Below are 17841 nucleotides of genomic sequence, written 5' to 3'. Positions count from 1 at the left end.
GTACCCCGCCCCCTCGCACCCCTCCTAACCTCAGTCCCACCACCACGGGGGTGGCACGGAATTCCAGGGGGAAGATTCCATGCGCACAACGACGCGCACGACGAAACGCACGACGACGCGTTCAGCGATGGCGGCCATCGGCACGGCGGGGGTCTGTGCCGCGCTGCTCACCGCACCGGGGCTCGCCCAGGCGGCACCGCACGACCAGCGGGACGACCAGGTGTCGGCCGCCGCGAAGCCTGCCTTTCAGATGCCCTTTCCGTGCGGGACCAAGTGGCAGCTGAACACCTGGGGGCACAGCCCGGCGCTCGACATGGTCGTGAAGGGCAACACGGGCTCGGACGGCAAGCCCGTCCTGGCCTCGGCGAAGGGGACGGTGTCCGCCACGTACAAGGACACGGGCTCCGGGAACACGATCCAGGTGAGCCACGGGGGAGGCTGGTTCACGGCGTACTACCACCTCAAGGACGCGCCCACGAAGTACGTTCAGAAGGGCGACAAGGTCAAGGCGTCCACGAAGATCGGGCGGATCGGTACCTCCGGGAACTCCGGGTGGGCCCATCTGCACTATGAGCAGCGGTACTTGGCGTCCGGGAACTTCACCGACGAGCGTCACCGCAAGGCCGTGGACTTCAACGGGGTCCGCTACACCGGATCCAACAAGGAATGGCCGAGTGTGACCAGTCGCAACTGCGTCGCCTGACCCGAGACACTCTCACCGCATCCCGCACCCCTCATACTCTGGGCCCACGTCGGAACCGGAGTATGGGGGGCGCAGCCATGAGCACCAGTGGCGGTGCGTACGCCGTCGACGTACCGAAGGGCTATCGCATCGGGCCCTGGGTCGTGGGTGAGCCCCTGGCCAGCGGCGCCTTCGGGAGTGTCTACGCGGCCCGCCGGGGCACGCCCGCCGATGGGCTGCCCCGGACCGTCGCGCTGAAGTTCCTGCCCACAGGACTTCGCACCCCGCGCCAGCTGAACCACCTGCGCGAACTGGCCGAACGCGAGGTCGAGTTGCTGCGCAAGCTGCGCTCCCCGCGGCTCATCCGGATGTACGACACGCTGACCGTGGACGACCCGGAGCACCCCGCGCTCGACGGCGCCACCGTCCTCGTCCTCGAGAAGGCGGAGGGCTCGCTCGCCGGGCTCCTGGACAGGCCGCTGCCGCCGGTGAACGGGGCCGCGCTGCTCGCCGAGGTCTGCGCGGGGCTGCGTCAGCTGCACCGTGCGGGGTGGGTGCACGGCGATCTCAAACCGGCCAACGTCCTGCTGATGAAGGACGGTTCGGCCCGCCTCGCGGATTTCAACATGGCGGCCGAGATGGAGGGCACCCACGCGTACACGCCCGCCTTCTCCACGTCCGACTACACCCCGCCCGAGCTGCTCTGGTCGGACATCGGCGAGCGCGGGCAGCAGATCCGTCCGACCGCGGACATCTGGGCGCTCGGCGTCCTGGCCCACCTCGTCCTCACCGGCACCTACCCGCTGCCCGGCGGCACTCCGTCGGCCCGCAGGGACGCCGTCGTGAGATACGCGCGCGGCCTCGACGAGCTGCGCCTCTCCCCCGAACTCCCGGAGGAATGGCGGGAGATCGTCGTCGACTGCCTGGCCCGTACGCACTGTGCGCGGGCCGTGCAGGACACGGAGGCGCTCCTTGGGCGGGTGGAGCGGGCGGCGGGGCTCGCGTCCGTGCGGCGGCTTCCGCGGTGGGTGCGGGTGCGCAGGCCGGGGCGGCCCGTCGTGGTCGGGGCCGGGGCGGTGGTGGCCGCCATGGCGCTCACGGCGGGGCTCGTGGAGGTGCTGCGGGACGACCCCGTCACGTACGGCTATCACCGCTGCCCGAAGCTCTCCGTCTGCTTCTTCAGCGAGCGGTACGGCAACGGGGAGATGTGCGCGTGGGAGAGCGACGACCGCGACTGGCTCGCGCAGGGCGGCCGCACATGCCCCTGGACGCGCACCAAGAAGGTGCATTCGATCTTCAACAACGGCGACGCGGCCTCACCGCTCCATGACGTCGCGTACTACGTGGGGCGCGGCTGGAAGTACCGGTGGAAGGACGTCTACCGGGACGAGCGCGATCCGGTGGGCTGCACGTCCGTCGGCCAGCAGGGCAATCTGACGGGCACGTACGTCGTGCTCTCCCACCGCTGGATCGAGGAGTGCGGAGCCGACCCTCAGAACTCCTAGGTACCGCCCCGCCGTTCACGCCGTCATGGTGTTCACGTGCCGCCAAGGGGGACGGCACAGCAGGGGGGAAGCACCACATGAAGCGCACGCTCAGGCTGGCGTGCACGGCCGCGGCGGCGGTGTCGATGATCGCCGCGGCCGGGTGCGCGGGGCCGTCCACGGGGGATGCGGCGCCACTGGGGACCCGGTCCGCGGGGCCCCGCATCGATCTGCCGCTCGCGCTCTGCGTGGCCGCGCACGGCCACGACCACACCGACCCGGGCTACGCGGACCGGCTGTCCCGCGATGCCCGCGTCCGTCACGCCCACACACTGGCCACCTGCGAAGCGACGGTGGCCGCGCCCTCGGGGGAAGGGCGCGGCCACCGTTTGCCACAGGACTCGCTCGGGCTCAGTGGAAGAAGTGCCGCGTACCCGTGAAGTACATCGTCACGCCCGCCTTCTTCGCGGCCTCGACGACCAGCTCGTCACGGACCGAACCGCCCGGCTGCACCACGGCCTTGACGCCCGCGGCGGTCAGGATCTCCAGGCCGTCGGGGAACGGGAAGAACGCGTCCGACGCGGCGTACGCGCCGTGCGCCCGCTCCTCGCCCGCCCGCTCGACGGCGAGCTTCGCGGAGTCGACACGGTTGACCTGCCCCATGCCGACGCCGACCGACGCGCCGTCCTTGGCGAGCAGGATCGCGTTGGACTTCACCGCGCGCGACGCCTTCCAGGCGAAGGCCAGCTCGGCGAGCTCGCCCGCGTTGAGGGCGTCGCCCGTGGCGAGCGTCCAGTTGGCGGGGTTGTCGCCGTCGGCCTGGAGGCGGTCGGTGACCTGGAGGAGCGCGCCGCCGTCGATCTGCTTACGTTCCCAATTGCTTTCGCGGGCGACCGTGTTGGACGGGGCCTTGTGGGCGCGCAGGACGCGGATGTTCTTCTTCTTGGTGAGGGCTTCGAGGGCGCCGTCCTCGTACTCGGGCGCGACGATGACCTCGGTGAAGATGTCGGCGACCTGCTCCGCCATCTCCTTGGAGACCGGGCGGTTGACGGCGATCACGCCGCCGAACGCGGAGAGCGGGTCACAGGCGTGCGCCTTGCGGTGCGCCTCGGCGACGTTCGCGCCGATCGCGATGCCGCAGGGGTTGGCGTGCTTGATGATCGCGACGCAGGGGTCGTCGTGGTCGTACGCGGCACGGCGCGCGGCGTCCGTGTCCGTGTAGTTGTTGTACGACATCTCCTTGCCGTGCAGCTGCTCGGCCTCGGCGAGGCCTCCGTTGCCGTCGACGTAGAGGGCGGCGCCCTGGTGCGGGTTCTCGCCGTAGCGCAGGACGTTCTTGCGGGCGTACGCGCTGCCGATGAACTCAGGGAAGGCCGAGCTGTCGGAGGCGTAGTCGTCCGCGAACCACGAGGCGACCGCGAGGTCGTACTCGGCGGTGTGGCGGAAGGCCTCGGCGGCCAGGCGCTTGCGGGCGGTCAGGTCGAACCCGCCGTCGCGCACGGCGGCGAGCACGTCCGCGTACCGGGAGGGGCTCGTGATGACCGACACCGAGGGGTGGTTCTTGGCGGCGGCACGGACCATCGAGGGGCCGCCGATGTCGATCTGCTCGACGCACTCGTCGGGCGTCGCGCCCGAGGCCACGGTCGCCTTGAAGGGGTAGAGGTTCACGACGACGAGCTGGAACGGCTCGATGCCGAGGTCGGCGAGCTGGCGCTGGTGGTCGTCGAGGCGCAGGTCGGCGAGGATCCCGGCGTGCACGCGCGGGTGCAGCGTCTTGACCCGGCCGTCCAGGCACTCGGGGAAACCGGTGAGCTCCTCGACCTTGGTGACGGGCACCCCGGTGGCGGCGATCTTCGCGGCGGTCGAACCGGTCGAGACGAGCTCGACGCCGGCCTCGTGCAGCCCGCGCGCGAGGTCCTCGAGCCCGGTCTTGTCATAGACGCTGATGAGCGCGCGCTTGATCGGGCGCTGCGAACCGTGCGTACCTTCGGCGGTCACGGGATAAGTACCTTTCGTCCCTCAATGCGGTAGCCGTTGCGGGCCAGACGCCCCACGACATCGACGAGCAGCCTTCGCTCGACTTCCTTGATGCGCTCGTGCAGAGCGCTCTCGTCGTCCTCATCCCCGACCGGGACCACGCCCTGGGCGATGACCGGGCCGGTGTCGACGCCGTCGTCGACGAAGTGGACGGTGCATCCCGTGACCTTCGCGCCGTACGCGAGCGCGTCGCGCACGCCGTGGGCCCCGGGGAAGCTGGGCAGCAGGGCGGGGTGCGTATTGACGAACCGGCCGCCGAACCGTGCGAGGAATCGCTTCCCCACGATCTTCATGAACCCGGCCGACACGACCAGATCGGGCTCGTACGAGGCGGTCGCCTCGGCCAGCGCCGCGTCCCACTCGTCGCGCGTCGCGTGGTCCTTCACCCGGCAGACGAAGGTGGGAATCCCGGCGCTCTCGGCACGTTCGAGCCCCACGATGCCGTCGCGGTCCGCGCCGACGGCGACGATCTCGGCGCCGTAGCCCGATGTCCCGTCCGTCGCGATCTTGTCGAGCAGAGCCTGCAGATTCGTGCCTGATCCGGAGACCAACACGACGAGGCGCTTGGCCACAGGGCTCTTGGCCACAGCGGGGCCCTTTCTCGGGAGGTGCGTCTTTGTAGGGTCGTACAAAGGCTTCGCACCCCGCGATACGGGGAACTCTACGAAGCGGCCGACCGTCAGCAACGATACCGGCACACGGTGCGGCCCCTCACGGGACGGGGGCGCGGCCGGAAGGTAGCGTCTGCACCAGGACGTCACAGCGACGTCACACCGTCCAGAAGCTCGCTCAACCAAGGGGAAGACGCACACCTGATGCCGGACCGTAGCCTCCGCCTCCCGCTGTCCTTCGCGTTCGGGTTGACGCACGGAGGGGAGCGCGGCTCGACGCTGCTGCGCGACGGCCGCCCGTCGTCCCCGCCGCAGGACTCCCAGGACTCCGGGGGCTCGGGCAGCTCCGATTCTTCCGGGGGCTCCGGGAAGAAGGACGACAACCCCTTCGCGCCGCCGCCGGAGGGGACCCCGGACCAGCCGTGGCGGCCCCGCCCCGGCAATGGGGGCAACGGCGGCGACGGCCCTGACGGCCAGGGCCAGTCCCCCTGGGGCAGCCAGTGGAGCGACCGGCAGCCCGGCCGCTCCCAGGGCGGCGGCTTCGGCGAGGGGCCCGGCCAGCAGGGCCCCGACGGCCCGTCCGGCTCCGGCTCCGGGTCCGGGTCCGGCATGCGCTGGGACCCGACCGACCCGGCCCAGCGCCGCGCTCGGTACGCCCTGCTCTCCGGCATGTGGGCCTTCTTCTTCGCGCTCTTCGGCTGGCGGTACGTGGCCCTGCTCCTGGGCGCGCTCGCGCTGCACTGGGGCATCAGCTCGCTGCGGGCGAAGCCGAAGCAGCCGGATCCGACGGCGCCCGCCCCGCAGCGGCCTGCGGCGGACCCCGCCAGCACGAAGCCGCAGACCACGGCGGCGATCAGCGGCTTGGTGACGGCTTCGCTCGCGCTGGCGATGGTGGCGGCGACGTTCGCTGCGCAGCTGGTGTACCGCGACTACTACACGTGCGTGAGCGATGCCCTCACGAGCCAGTCGAAGCAGGAGTGCAACGACCTCCTACCCAAGCAGCTGCGCCCACTCCTGGGCGAACGGGACTGATCCCTGGCGGGGCCTGGCCGGGGGCCTGACCTTGCCTCGGCTCTCCGCCCGGTGTGCGGGCCCTGCCCCCTGGTGGGGAGGGCTGGGGCCCTGGGCGGGGGCTTACCTGACCGGGGGCCCTGGCGGGTGGGCTGGCCTCTCGTTTTCTCTTCGCCCTCGGGAGGGCTTCGCCGGTCCGCCGCTGCGCGGCGATTTTTCCCGCCCACCCACCCGATTGCCCCGGGGTGCTCGGGTGGGTGGGCGGGAAAGATCCGGCGCGAAGCGGCGGGCTTGCTTGTCCTAGGCGGCGATGCCGCGGGGTACTCGGGTGGGTGGGCGGGAGACATCCGCCGCGAAGCGGCGGGCTTGGCGAGGGCGGCGCACACGGCGGGCCCGGCGAGGGCTGCGCACGCGCGGCCGGAGTCGCCTCGGCACAGCGGTGGCGGCACCGCCGGTGTGCCGCTCAGCCGAAGGGCAACGCCCCCCTCAAGCCCCCGGCGGCCGCTCCTCGCCGTTCGCTTCGCGCAAAGCGGCCCAGCGGGCCTCCCGGGATGCTTCGTCGTGCCAGTCCGCCCCGCCCCAGTCCTCCGCCCCGCCCACCGCAGGTGCCCGCGGCAAGAAGTCGTACGGCTCGAACGGCTCCGCGACCGGCGGCGCCGCCTCCGGAGGAGAAGAAGGGCTGTGGCGGCGGCGAGGGATCCGCGGAAGCCGCAGGCGAGGGGCGCGCAGCTGAAGCTGCGGGACTCGGGGCTTCGGCAGTTGCAACCGCAGCCGCAGCCACGCCCAGCGCGGCGCAGCCACCCGGCGGGTCCGCAGCCGCCAGGCCCGCACCAGCAAGGCCCCCGGCACCCCCACCACCCCCGTCCACCCCAGCGCCGCAGCCCCCACCTGCCACCACACGGGCCCGAAGTCGGCCAGGACGGCCACCCCCATCGGACCGCCCGCCAGCTCGGCGAGCCCCGCGAGCGCCACCCCGCACAACACCGCCCCCGCCCCCGCGACCAGCGCCGTACGCCCCCGTGACCACGCCTCGTCCCGCTCCCCGAAGGCAGGCGCCGCAGCCCCCGCCGTGAACCACGCCACCGCGATCCCCGCCCCCAGCGGCACCGCACCCGCCGCCCACGTCAACGGCGACCCGGGCCCCTCCGCCGGCACCGCGGCGAGCAGCGGAAACGGAGGCAGCATCGGCCCCACGCTCACGGCGAGCGGCCCCGCCATGCTCCCCGTACCCAGCGCGAAGCCGGGACCGAGGCCGTATGCCGCGCCCCACACCGCCGCGTTCGGCACCAGCGCCACGGCAAGCAGCAGCACCGCGAAGCGGCCCGACCACACGTCCGTGACCTGCCCGAACGACGCCCTGGCAAGGCCGCCGTGCAGCGCGAGGGAGATCCCGACCAGCAGCGCTCCCCCGCCGACGAGCACCAGCGTCCCGGCCGCCCCGGCCCGCGTGACGGCGCGGACGTATCGACGTACGAAGAAGGGACGTGCCCCTGCGGGCAGCGCGCGAAGACCCGCCCGCACCACACCTGGCAGCGGGCCCTGGGGCCGCCCCAGCGCCGTCCAGACCCCCACCGCCGCCGCGCCCGCCACGAACACCGGCAGGTGCACCGCCGCGCTCGGCCACGACGGCCGCAGCTCGCCCCCGGCCGCGTACAGCGTCGCGGCGGCGCCGACCAGCAGATAGCCGCCGACCACCCCGCACCACGCGGTCCGCGGCGCCATCCCCCGCTCCTCGGGATCCGCCGCGTCCCGCGCCGCCCGGTGCGCGAGCCAGCCCGGAAGCACCATCAGGAGCATGGGCGTGACGCCGAGCGGGGCCGGCGTACCGGAGAGCGTGTCCGTCCTGATCAGCTCCGCGCCGTGGGCGAGCAGCCACACCGAGGCCGCGACATGCAGCGCCCCGCCGGGCCCGCTGTCCGGATAGGGCGAGCTGATCCAGAGGACCATCACCAGGACGGCACACGAGCCGAGCCCGAGCCCCGCCGCGACGGCCCCTCCGAACAGGCACGTCGCCAGTCCGGGTGAGCGGTCGCGGGCCCGCTCGATCAGCGGTTTGAGGGGCGGCAACGGTGAGCTGCGGTCGGTGATTTGAGTCACGTCGCCATGCTCCCAACGACACGCGCTTTCTCCCCGTAACAGGCGAATACCGGATGTGTCGCACAAGATACGTTTATGTACTTTTTCGTACGACGGATCAGCCGCGCCCGGCTCCCCGCCGCACGAAGGCCCACGGCCCCCGGCGCGGAGAGTCCGACATGACCCAGAGCCCTGCCACCCCGTTGCCGTCCCCCAAGGAACGCCGACGTCTGCGCGAGGCGAAGTCCCTCAGCCAGGCCGATGTCGCCACGAGGGTGGGCGTCACCCGGGAGACGGTCCGCTCCTGGGAGTCGGGCCGCTCGACGCCACGCGGCCGCCGGCGCGCGGCCTACGCGAAGCTGCTCGCCGAGATCGCGAACGAGCGGACCGTGCACGACAAGCGCTCCGTCCGGCGCCCCAGCTGGGCCAAGGACCTGGAGTCGACCGTCGACGCGAAGGACGGCAAGTCCCCCGCGCGGATCCCGGTGGGCGCGGCGATGAACGGCCACGTCCGGCCAACCGAGCCGTCGGTGCGCACCACGGGCACGGGCACGGGCACGGATGCGGATACGGATACGGCGACTACGACTGCCGCCGTCCAGGCCGCGACCGAGCCCGCACCGGCCCTCTCCACCGCCGGGCCGACCCCCGCCGAAGCCTTCGACGCGCTCTGCACGACCTGCGCCCCCGGCCTCGTACGCCAGACGTACCTCCTCACCGGCCGCCGCATCCTCGCCCAGGAGTCCGTGGAGCGCGCCTTCCAGCTCGCCTGGCAGCGCTGGCCCGAGGTCGCCGTCGACCGCGACCCGGCGGGCTGGGTGCGCGCGGCGGCGTACGAGTACGCGATGTCCCCCTGGCACCGCCTGCGCCCCACCCACCGGCAGCCGGACGCCCCGCCCGCCACGGCGGCCGACCGCGCCTTCCTCACCGTCCTGATGAGCCTGCCGCCCGCGCAGCGCCGCACCCTCCTGCTCTACGACGGCGTCGGGCTCGACCTGCCCGAGACCGCGGCCGAGACGGAGGCCAGCACGCCCGCGGCGGCCAACCGTCTGCTCCGCGCACGCGAGGCGATCGCCGAGAGGCTGCCCGAGCAGGCGGCGACCCCCGAAGCCCTGCACCAGCGCCTCGGCGAGCTCTGCTCCGCGGAGAAGCTCCAGCCCCCGAACGCGGGCCGGGTGCGCACCGGAAGCGAGCACCGCGCCCGCTTCTGGACCCGCGCGGCGATCGCCTTCACGGCACTGATCGTCGGCGCCACGGCCCTGACGCTGCGCACGGCCCCCACGCACTACGAGCCGCCCCAGTCCCCGGGCAAGGCCATCAGCGGCGTACCGCCGAGGATGGGTCCTGGCCACCTGACGTACCAGGACCAGATCCTCCACAAGAAGCTCCGCGAGGACCTGTCGAGCGGCCCGGAGAAACTGACACCGCAGGCCCGTTAGGGGCGCGAGGAACTGCGCGACCAGCCACATACGACCCGCAGACATAGAAAGGTGGGCCCGCACCTCACGTGAGTGAGATGCGGGCCCACCTTCAACAGCTCAGGTCAAGCTTCAGCCGGCCAGAATCGCCCGCGCCAGCTTCGCCGTCTCGGTCGGCGTCTTGCCGACCTTGACGCCCGCGGCCTCAAGGGCCTCCTTCTTGGCCTGCGCGGTGCCGGAGGAGCCGGAGACGATGGCGCCGGCGTGGCCCATGGTCTTGCCCTCGGGCGCCGTGAAGCCGGCGACGTAGCCGACGACCGGCTTCGTCACGTTGGCCTTGATGTAGTCGGCCGCACGCTCCTCGGCGTCGCCGCCGATCTCGCCGATCATCACGATCAGGTCGGTCTCGGGGTCGGCCTCGAACGCCTCGAGGGCGTCGATGTGCGTCGTACCGATGACCGGGTCGCCACCGATGCCGACGGCCGACGAGAAGCCGATGTCACGGAGCTCGTACATCATCTGGTACGTCAGCGTGCCGGACTTCGAGACCAGGCCGATGCGGCCCGGCTTCGTGATGTCGCCCGGGATGATGCCGGCGTTCGACTGGCCCGGGGTGATGAGACCGGGGCAGTTCGGGCCGATGATGCGGGTCTTGTTGCCCTTCGACTTCGCGTACGCCCAGAAGGCGGCGGAGTCGTGGACGGCGATGCCCTCGGTGATGACGACGGCGAGGGGGATCTCGGCGTCGATCGCCTCGACGACGGCGGCCTTGGAGAAGGCCGGCGGCACGAAGAGGACGGAGACGTTGGCGCCCGTCTTCTCCATCGCCTCGGCGACGGTGCCGAAGACCGGTACCTCGGTGCCGTCGAAGTCGACGGACGTGCCGGCCTTGCGCGGGTTCACGCCGCCGACGATGTTCGTGCCGTCGCCCAGCATGAGCTTCGTGTGCTTCATGCCCGTGGCACCGGTCATGCCCTGGACGATGACCTTGCTGTCCTTGGTCAGGAAGATAGCCATGGTGTTCTGACCTGGTCCCTTACTTCGCAGCCGCGAGCTCGGCGGCCTTGTCGGCCGCGCCGTCCATGGTGTCCACGCGCTGCACGAGCGGGTGGTTGGCGTCCGACAGGATCTTGCGACCCAGTTCGGCGTTGTTGCCGTCGAGACGCACGACCAGCGGCTTGGTGACTTCCTCGCCCTTGGACTTGAGGAGCTCGAGCGCCTGGACGATGCCGTTGGCGACCTCGTCGCACGCGGTGATGCCACCGAAGACGTTGACGAAGACGGACTTGACGTCCGGGTCGCCCAGGATGATCTCCAGGCCGTTCGCCATGACCTCGGCGGAAGCGCCGCCGCCGATGTCGAGGAAGTTGGCCGGCTTCACGTTGCTGTGGTTCTCACCGGCGTACGCGACGACGTCGAGGGTGCTCATGACGAGACCCGCGCCGTTGCCGATGATGCCGACCTCGCCGTCCAGCTTGACGTAGTTGAGGTTCTTGGCCTTGGCAGCAGCCTCGAGCGGGTTGGCTGCGTCCTTGTCCTCGAGCGCCTCGTGGTCGGCCTGGCGGAAGTCGGCGTTCTCGTCGAGCGAGACCTTGCCGTCAAGGGCCAGGATGCGGCCGTCCTTGGTCTTCACCAGGGGGTTGACCTCGACGAGGAGCGCGTCCTCGGCGACGAAGGTGTCCCACAGGGTCACCATCGCCTCGGCGACGCCCTCGGCCACCTCGGCCGGGAACTTCGCCTGGGCCACGATCTCGCGGGCCTTCTCGATGTTCACGCCTTCGACGGCGTTGACCGGGACCTTCGCGAGGGCCTCGGGGGTCTTCTCCGCGACCTCCTCGATGTCCATGCCGCCCTGCACCGAGGCCATGGCCAGGAAGGTGCGGTTGGTGCGGTCGAGGAGGTACGAGACGTAGTACTCCGCCTCGATCTCCGGGGACAGCTCGGCGATCATCACCTTGTGGACCGTGTGGCCCTTGATGTCCATTCCGAGGATGTCCGTCGCGCGAGCGACTGCCTCGTCGGGGTTGTCGGCCAGCTTCACGCCGCCGGCCTTGCCGCGGCCACCGACCTTCACCTGTGCCTTGACGACCGACTTGCCGCCCAGCTTCTCGGTGGCCTCGCGCGCCGCCTCAGGCGTGTCGATGACTTCACCGGCCAGCACCGGTACACCGTGCTTGGCGAAGAGGTCCCTCGCCTGGTACTCGAACAGGTCCACGCGCGTCCGTCCCTTTTCCGTGATCTCGCTGCGATCTCGCTGCTTTGTGGTCAGCTGTCTGCGTGGGCGTGCCGCGGAGGGCAACGTGACTGCGCTGTCACAAGGGAGGCGTAGGACGGAGTCCGGTACGCGGCATGTCCGTCTCGCAGGTTATCGCCGTGGGCCGTAGGTCCCTAAATCGCAGATCACATTTGGGCGGTGATGACTGTCACAGATCGCCGATCCGGGGCTGATCTGCGTGAAGGAGGGCGGCCCCTGGGGTGACAGGGACCGCCCATTTGCTCCTGTTACGGCTGGTACAGCGCGTGCCGCCGCACGGCTGTCACTTCCGTGAAGCTCCCGCGTTGCTTCCGCGTCGTTCCGCGTCGCTTCTTCGTCGCTCCCGCTGTCAGACGTTGGACGTCGCGTTGTTCGCCGTGTTGTGCGCCGTGTTGTACGCCTGCTCGTACGTCGGCAGGTAGTCCGGGGTGACCGAGCCGGCCACGCCCCGGACGCCCGAGACGGCGTTGCCCGCGAGGGACTGCGCGTCGGGGGCGACGGTGCCCGTGAGGTCCTGCGCGAACGGCGAGACCTGGCCGACGACGCCACCGGCGAACGGGTGGACGTCACCCGTGACGCCGTACGCGAGGGCGTCCGCGCTGCCGCCGACGCCCTGCACGACGGGCCGCACCTGGTCGGTGACGGTCTGCACGAGCGGCGTGACCGAGCCGACGACACCGCCCGCGAAGGGCTGCACGTCGTCGCCGACGACACCCTGCGCGAACGGCGGGACCTCGCCGACCACACCGCCGGCGAACGGCGTCACATCTCCGACCACGCCCTGCGCGAGGTAGGTGACGTCGTTGACCGCCTGCCCGGCGACCGGCACGACGCCGTCGACGGCGGTGGCGGCGACGGGCGGCAGCACGGCCGTGGCCGTCTCGTCGACGATCGGGGCGGCGGTCTTCGTGGTGGTCCGCGTCGCGTCCGTGGCCGTCTGCGTCGCGGTCCCCGGGGCCTTCGCCGCGGCGGCCTCGACCTCCGGGGCGAAGGCGGAGAGCGGGCCGAAGAGGTAGTCGACGGAGTCTTCGGGGGTGGAGACGTTGGGGGTGGTGACGTCGGGGGTGTCGACGGCGGGCGTCTTGACGTCCGGGGTGTCGACAGCCGGGGCGGTGGCCTTGTGAGCGGCGGCCTTCGCCTCGGTGACGGCGGACTTCGCGTCCGTGACGGCGGACTTCGCCTTGCCCCGGACGTCGGCGACGTCGGTGGCGTCGGTGGCGTCTGCCACGTCGCCGGTGACGTCAGCGACCGCGTCGGACGCGGACGCGTTGTCCGGCAGGGCCACGGAGTGCTGCGGCAGCTCGTCCGCGCTGGCCACGGCGGAACCGAGCGCCCAGGCGCCCGTGACACCGGCGGCTATGACGATGGAACGACGGATGTTCTTGTTCATGCGTGCTTCAGATCCTTCGAACTCTGGCTGTGAATCCGACTCGGATACGTCCGGTCGGCGGGCAGACCTTTGCCACCCCCGCGCGGCAGGTCTTCGCGGGGAAAGGGCTGCCCTAGCCAGGGAATTCGGGAATGTCCCGGTGTCGTTCGCGGATCGGCGCGAGGACCTGACCGGCCCCGGCACCCTGCAGAAGCCGCACCGGCGCACGGCTGTAGCTCGACGCGGCGCACGGATCGCCGTGCCGCGTCTGACTCCCGTCACCGGCCGACTGACCGCCCAGGGTCCGCGCCGGATCACCGGGACCGGGCGCGGACGGGAACGGCTCGTGCCCGCTGCCGTGCGCGTGGTCCGAGGTGTCACCGCCGAACAGGGCGGCACCGCGCGCCTGCTGACCAGCCGGATACGCGGTGCCGGTACCGACACCGGCACCGGTGCCGTACGACGATTCGCCCCGCGCCCCGGACGACTTCCGCGCCTCGTGCGCCCCAGCTCCTGCCCCGCCCCGACCGTCGCCGGGCTTGGCGGCGCTCTCCGGAGACTGGGGCTCGGCACCGGAACCGGCGTCCGCGTCATCGCCATTGCCCGCACCGGGATCAGGCAACGGCAGCTCAGGCATGTCGGGCGCCGCGGGCAGCACCCGCTGCGGCGAACCGCCGAGAACTCCGGTGACCCCGTCGACGACCGGCCCCACCACGCCCCGCACGGTCCGCTCGGTCCGCGCCACGGGCTCGGCGGCATCAGCCACCGGCTCGACCGCGGCGTCGCGCACCGCCTGCCGCCCGTGACGGACAGCCTCGCGCGCGGTCTCCCGCACGGGCTCGCCTACCTGCTCACGCACAGGCTCTGCCACCCGCTCACGCACGGGCTCGGTCACCTGCGCACGTTCCGGAGCCGACGGCGCTCCGTCCACCGCCTCCGCCCGCTCGCCACAGAGGAAACCCAGCGCGAGCAAACAAGCCAGCAACAGCACCACTTGCAGCGCACGCCGCCCGGCCACCGCACGCACCAGGCGCACAGCGGCATCAGGCAGAACGACTGCTGCGGGAGTCAAGACGAGGGGATTCCTCTGCTGAGCGGGGCCGGGTTGGGCGGGGAGGAGCGGGGCGAGATACGGAGCGTGATGCTCCGGGAGTGAAGCCCGCCGATCCTCGCACGGGCCGCCCGCCCTCGCGCAAGCCCCCTGTTACTGATGCGTATTCATGTCCGGTATGGGCAGGGGTCGCTTCTCGATCGCCGCCGCCATCACCTCCGGGAAGAGGTCCGGGGTGCACGCGAAGGCCGGTGCGCCCAGCGCCGAGAGCGCCGCCGCGTGCTCTCGGTCGTACGCGGGCGTCCCCTCGTCGGAGAGCGCGAGCAGCGTCACGAACTGCACTCCGGACGCCTTCATCGCCGCGACCCGCTTCAGCATCTCGTTGCGTATGCCCCCTTCGTAGAGGTCACTGATGAGGACGACGATGGTGTCGGCGGGCCGGGTGATCTGCGACTGGCAGTACGCGAGCGCCCGATTGATGTCGGTTCCGCCCCCCAACTGCGTGCCGAACAAGACGTCCACCGGGTCGTCGAGCTGATCGGTGAGGTCGACGACGTTCGTGTCGAAGACGACGAGCCGCGTGTTGAGCGACCGCATCGAGCCGAGCACGGCACCGAACACCGAGGCGTAGACGACGGACGCGGCCATCGAGCCCGACTGGTCGATGCAGAGGATGACCTCCTTCTTCACGGACTGCGACGCCCGCCCGTACCCGATGAGCCGCTCGGGCACGATCGTCTTGTACTCCGGCAGGTAGTTCTTGAGGTTGACCGCGATCGTGCGGTTCCAGTCGATGTCGTGGTGGCGCGGCCTGCTGACACGGGCGCTGCGGTCGAGCGCGCCGGTGAGGGTGGCGCGGGTGCGCGTGGCGAGCCGCTTCTCCAGGTCCTCGACGACCTTGCGCACGACGGCCCGCGCGGTCTCCTTGGTGGTCTCCGGCATGGCCTTGTTGAGGGAGAGCAGGGTCCCCACCAAGTGCACGTCGGCCTCGACGGCCTCCAGCATCTCGGGCTCAAGGAGCAGCGCGGAGAGCCCGAGCCGCTCGATGGCGTCGCGCTGCATGACCTGGACGACGGAGGAGGGGAAGTACGTCCGGATGTCCCCGAGCCAGCGCGACACGGACGGCGCGGACGCCCCGAGCCCCGCCGAACGCTCCCGCCCCCGGTCCTTCTTCCCCGCGTCGCCTCCCCCGTACAACGCGCCGAGCGCCCCGTCCATCGCCGCGTCCCGCCCGACGAGCTCACACCCGGTCCCCTCGGCCGCACCCCCACCCAGCACAAGCCGCCACCGCCGCAGCCGCTCCCCCGCGGGGTCCAACACTTCCTGCGTCATCAGCCCACCTCCACAAGCTCGAAACCGCCACCGCCACCGCCACTGGCTCCTGCCCCGGGTCCGGACCCGACCCCCAGCAACAGACTCAGCACCGGCAGAACCGCATCCGCGCGCTCACCATCCAGCTCCGCCCCGAAGCCGGGTATCCCGCCGGTGACGGCCGAGCCACCGCCACCCGCCCCCGGACCGCGCCGCACCAGCTCGCCCAGAGTCCGCCGCACCCCCGGTTCGTACGCCGAGAAGGTGCGCCGCAGCAGGGGCAGCACGTCGGTGAAGGCTCGGTCCGGAACCCCGCTCAGCCAGTCGTCGACCAGGCCGAGGAGCCGCTCGTCGTGCACGAGCAGCATGCCGCCCCCTGACCCACCGCCCACGAACCCCTCGATCCAGGCGGCGGCTTCGGCGGGTTCGGTCCCCCGGGACAGTGCGAGCCCCATGAACCGAGCGGCCTCGTCCTCGGCCAGCTCCCCGCCGTCCATCAGGATCCGCACGCACCGCCCGCGCACCACCCCGGCCACGCTGTCCCGCTCCCCCAACACCCTCAACACGGAGTGCCACCGCGCCCGTACACCGGCAGCGCCCACCCTGGACTCACTCGGGCGAGACGCCCCCGCACCCGCAGGACCGGCGTCCAACTCGCGCAGCAGGCCCACCGCCTGGTGCACCGCGTCCACATGCCCCCGCATCTCGAGCGCCGCGTCCTGGTCGAGCCCCGCACACGCCGGGGGCAGCCCGACGAACACCCGCTCCGCGAGCCCCAGAGCCACTTCGCCGAGCGCAGCCGTGTCCGTGCCCCGCACGTCGCCGTACCGAAGCGACCGCACCAGCGCGGGCAGCGCCTGCGCCAGATGCCCGACGTCCGCGTCCATCGCCGCCCGGTCCGCCAGGACCCGCATCACCACCGGCAGCGCGTCCGGCAGCTCGGCCAGCAGACACCGCTCGGCCAGCGCGGTGACATCAGCCAGGGCGCCGGCCCCGATGGCGTCGGACTCCGCACGAGCGGTGGCCGCCGCGAGCACGGTCGTCCCCCATACCCCCGCCTCCGCCACCCGCACCGACAGCTCCGGCTCCCACCGCAGCCGCCAGGTCTCCCGGAACGTACCCGTGCTCCCCCGCGACGCGGCGGGCTCGCCCCAGCCGATCCCGAGCAGCCGGAGGCGGTGCAGCAGTCTGCTGCGCGCCGCGTCCGTCTCCTTGCGCAGGTCGAGCTCCAACTCCCGCTCAAGCGCCTCGGGTTTGAGCCGGAGCTTCCGCTGGAGCCGCGTGAGATCGCGCTGCAGCGGAACGGCCGGGGCCGAGTCGGGAACCTCCCCGAGGACGTCCCCGACGACGAGCTTGTCGTGGACGAGGGAGAGCGGCACGTCCGAGCCCTCGCACATCACCGCACGGACCGCGTCCGTCGTCTCGGTGAGCCCCGGCAGCGGACGCCCCCGCATCGCGGCGAGCGTGTCCGCGAGCCGTACCGCCTCGATGACATGCGCGGACGACACGATCCTGTCCTCGTCCCGGAACAGTCGCGCGACCTTCGTCAGCCAGCGCTCCACAGGCCGGTCGGGCGCGCTGAACAGATGCCCGTACCAACCGGGGGACGCGATTCCCGCGCCGTATCCACTGGCCCGGGAGAGGCGGCGGTGCGTCCAGGGCACCCAGGTCATGTCGACCTTCACCTTGGGCAGCCCCTTGAGCAGCGCCCGGTCGGCCGACACGGTCACCTTCTGCCGCAGCGCGGGCACATGCCAGGCCCCGCACACGACCGCGACGTCGTCCTGACCGAACTCCCGTTGCGCCGCGCGGACTTGGATCCGCATATACGCCTCGCGCACCAGGTCACGGTCGTGCCCACCGGTCCCGTACTCCTCGCGCAGCGCCCCCATGGCCTCGCCCAGCGCGTCGAACGGCGCGAAGGCGTCCGCCCCGGCCCCCCGGTGCTCGACGACGTCCTCCCACCACCGCTCGGGATCGTCGTACCCGGCGGTCTCCGCGAGCACCGCGAGAGGATCGATCCGCACCGCCTCCGCGTCCCCAGGAGCTGGGGCGTCTTCCGCCTCCTCCGTTCCCTCCGCGCGCGCCAGCGAATGCGCCGCCGGAAGATCCATGAACCGCACCGGAACCCCGGCCCCCGCGGCCCACTTGATCGCGACCCACTCCGGCGAGAACTCGGCCAGCGGCCAGAACGCCGACCGGCCTGGCTCGTCCACCACGTGCGCGAGCAGCGCGACCGGCGGCCGCATCCCCTCGTCCGCCGCGAGCGCCACCAGTGCGTCGGCCTCCGGCGGCCCCTCGATCAGCACCACGCGCGGCGCGCCCTCCTCGAGTGCGGCCCGCACCGCACGCGCCGACCCCGGCCCGTGATGCCGCACCCCGAGCAGCAACGGCCCCTCGCCCGCTCGCGCCTCGCCCCCGCGCACCTCGTCGCTCATGTCCGCCCCCCTCTCCGTCTCACGCCGTCTCACGCGAACCAGCCACCGTCACACCCACGGCCACCGTCACGCCCACAACCCCGCTCAGATCCGGGCCCA

14 protein-coding genes are annotated in these 17841 nt (G+C 72.0%); 5 read left to right on the top strand and 9 right to left on the bottom strand.

Annotated elements, in window-relative coordinates:
* The first annotated feature begins 79 nt into the window (after positions 1–79).
* The 3 genes from ABZ833_RS31890 (at position 80) to ABZ833_RS31880 (ending at position 2606) form a co-directional block, all read left to right on the top strand.
* Positions 80–703: a M23 family metallopeptidase gene (locus tag ABZ833_RS31890; protein WP_361053767.1), complete on the top strand. Its 624-nt coding sequence runs from the start codon at positions 80–82 to the stop codon at positions 701–703.
* 77 nt (positions 704–780) lie between these two features.
* Positions 781–2187: a serine/threonine-protein kinase gene (locus ABZ833_RS31885; protein ID WP_361053764.1), complete on the top strand. Its 1407-nt coding sequence runs from the start codon at positions 781–783 to the stop codon at positions 2185–2187.
* 77 nt (positions 2188–2264) lie between these two features.
* Positions 2265–2606, top strand: coding sequence for a hypothetical protein (locus tag ABZ833_RS31880; protein ID WP_361053761.1), 342 nt, complete (start codon positions 2265–2267; stop codon positions 2604–2606).
* Here ABZ833_RS31880 and purH read toward each other — a convergent pair.
* Together purH and purN are read right to left on the bottom strand one after the other, a co-directional pair.
* Entirely contained in the window at positions 2578–4164 is a 1587-nt protein-coding gene (gene purH, locus ABZ833_RS31875) for a bifunctional phosphoribosylaminoimidazolecarboxamide formyltransferase/IMP cyclohydrolase (protein ID WP_361053757.1), read from the bottom strand. The two genes, ABZ833_RS31880 and purH, sit on opposite strands and share 29 nt — an antisense overlap.
* Positions 4161–4790, bottom strand: coding sequence for a phosphoribosylglycinamide formyltransferase (purN, locus tag ABZ833_RS31870; RefSeq protein WP_361053754.1), 630 nt, complete (start codon positions 4788–4790; stop codon positions 4161–4163). The genes purH and purN overlap by 4 nt, the downstream gene beginning before the upstream one ends.
* A gap of 228 nt (positions 4791–5018) precedes the next feature.
* Here purN and ABZ833_RS31865 point away from each other — a divergent pair, with 228 nt between their 5' ends.
* A complete protein-coding gene (locus ABZ833_RS31865; RefSeq protein ID WP_361053751.1) occupies positions 5019–5846 on the top strand; it encodes a hypothetical protein in 828 nt (275 codons plus the stop codon).
* A 465-nt stretch (positions 5847–6311) separates the two neighbouring features.
* Here ABZ833_RS31865 and ABZ833_RS31860 read toward each other — a convergent pair whose 3' ends face one another.
* Positions 6312–7922 (bottom strand): DUF6350 family protein, encoded by a 1611-nt coding sequence (locus tag ABZ833_RS31860; protein WP_361053748.1) that lies wholly within the window; start codon positions 7920–7922, stop codon positions 6312–6314.
* Between the two features lie 158 nt (positions 7923–8080).
* Here ABZ833_RS31860 and ABZ833_RS31855 point away from each other — a divergent pair, with 158 nt between their 5' ends.
* Positions 8081–9340, top strand: a complete 1260-nt coding sequence (locus ABZ833_RS31855) for a sigma factor-like helix-turn-helix DNA-binding protein (protein WP_361053745.1) — start codon at positions 8081–8083, stop codon at positions 9338–9340.
* Positions 9341–9451: 111 nt separating this feature from the next.
* On the opposite strand, the gene sucD is transcribed toward ABZ833_RS31855, so the two are convergent.
* From sucD to ABZ833_RS31825, 6 genes are all read right to left on the bottom strand, one after another.
* Positions 9452–10336: a succinate--CoA ligase subunit alpha gene (gene sucD / locus ABZ833_RS31850; protein ID WP_361053741.1), complete on the bottom strand. Its 885-nt coding sequence runs from the start codon at positions 10334–10336 to the stop codon at positions 9452–9454.
* A gap of 19 nt (positions 10337–10355) precedes the next feature.
* Positions 10356–11534: an ADP-forming succinate--CoA ligase subunit beta gene (gene sucC / locus ABZ833_RS31845; RefSeq protein WP_361053738.1), complete on the bottom strand. Its 1179-nt coding sequence runs from the start codon at positions 11532–11534 to the stop codon at positions 10356–10358.
* Positions 11535–11922: 388 nt separating this feature from the next.
* Positions 11923–12963, bottom strand: a complete 1041-nt coding sequence (locus ABZ833_RS31840) for a hypothetical protein (protein WP_361053735.1) — start codon at positions 12961–12963, stop codon at positions 11923–11925.
* Positions 12964–13075: 112 nt separating this feature from the next.
* Positions 13076–14014 carry a hypothetical protein gene (locus tag ABZ833_RS31835; RefSeq protein WP_361053732.1) on the bottom strand — a complete coding sequence of 313 codons (939 nt, stop codon included), beginning with the start codon at positions 14012–14014 and terminating at the stop codon, positions 13076–13078.
* A gap of 132 nt (positions 14015–14146) precedes the next feature.
* Positions 14147–15325, bottom strand: a complete 1179-nt coding sequence (locus tag ABZ833_RS31830; protein WP_361053729.1) for a VWA domain-containing protein — start codon at positions 15323–15325, stop codon at positions 14147–14149.
* Positions 15325–17742: a DUF5682 family protein gene (locus ABZ833_RS31825; RefSeq protein WP_361053726.1), complete on the bottom strand. Its 2418-nt coding sequence runs from the start codon at positions 17740–17742 to the stop codon at positions 15325–15327. The genes ABZ833_RS31830 and ABZ833_RS31825 overlap by 1 nt, the downstream gene beginning before the upstream one ends.
* Between the last annotated feature and the right edge of the window lie 99 nt (positions 17743–17841).

This window comes from Streptomyces sp. NPDC047525, assembly GCF_040643025.1.
Lineage (GTDB): Bacteria > Actinomycetota > Actinomycetes > Streptomycetales > Streptomycetaceae > Streptomyces > Streptomyces durmitorensis.
This window is presented reverse-complemented; position numbering and strand designations above follow the sequence as displayed.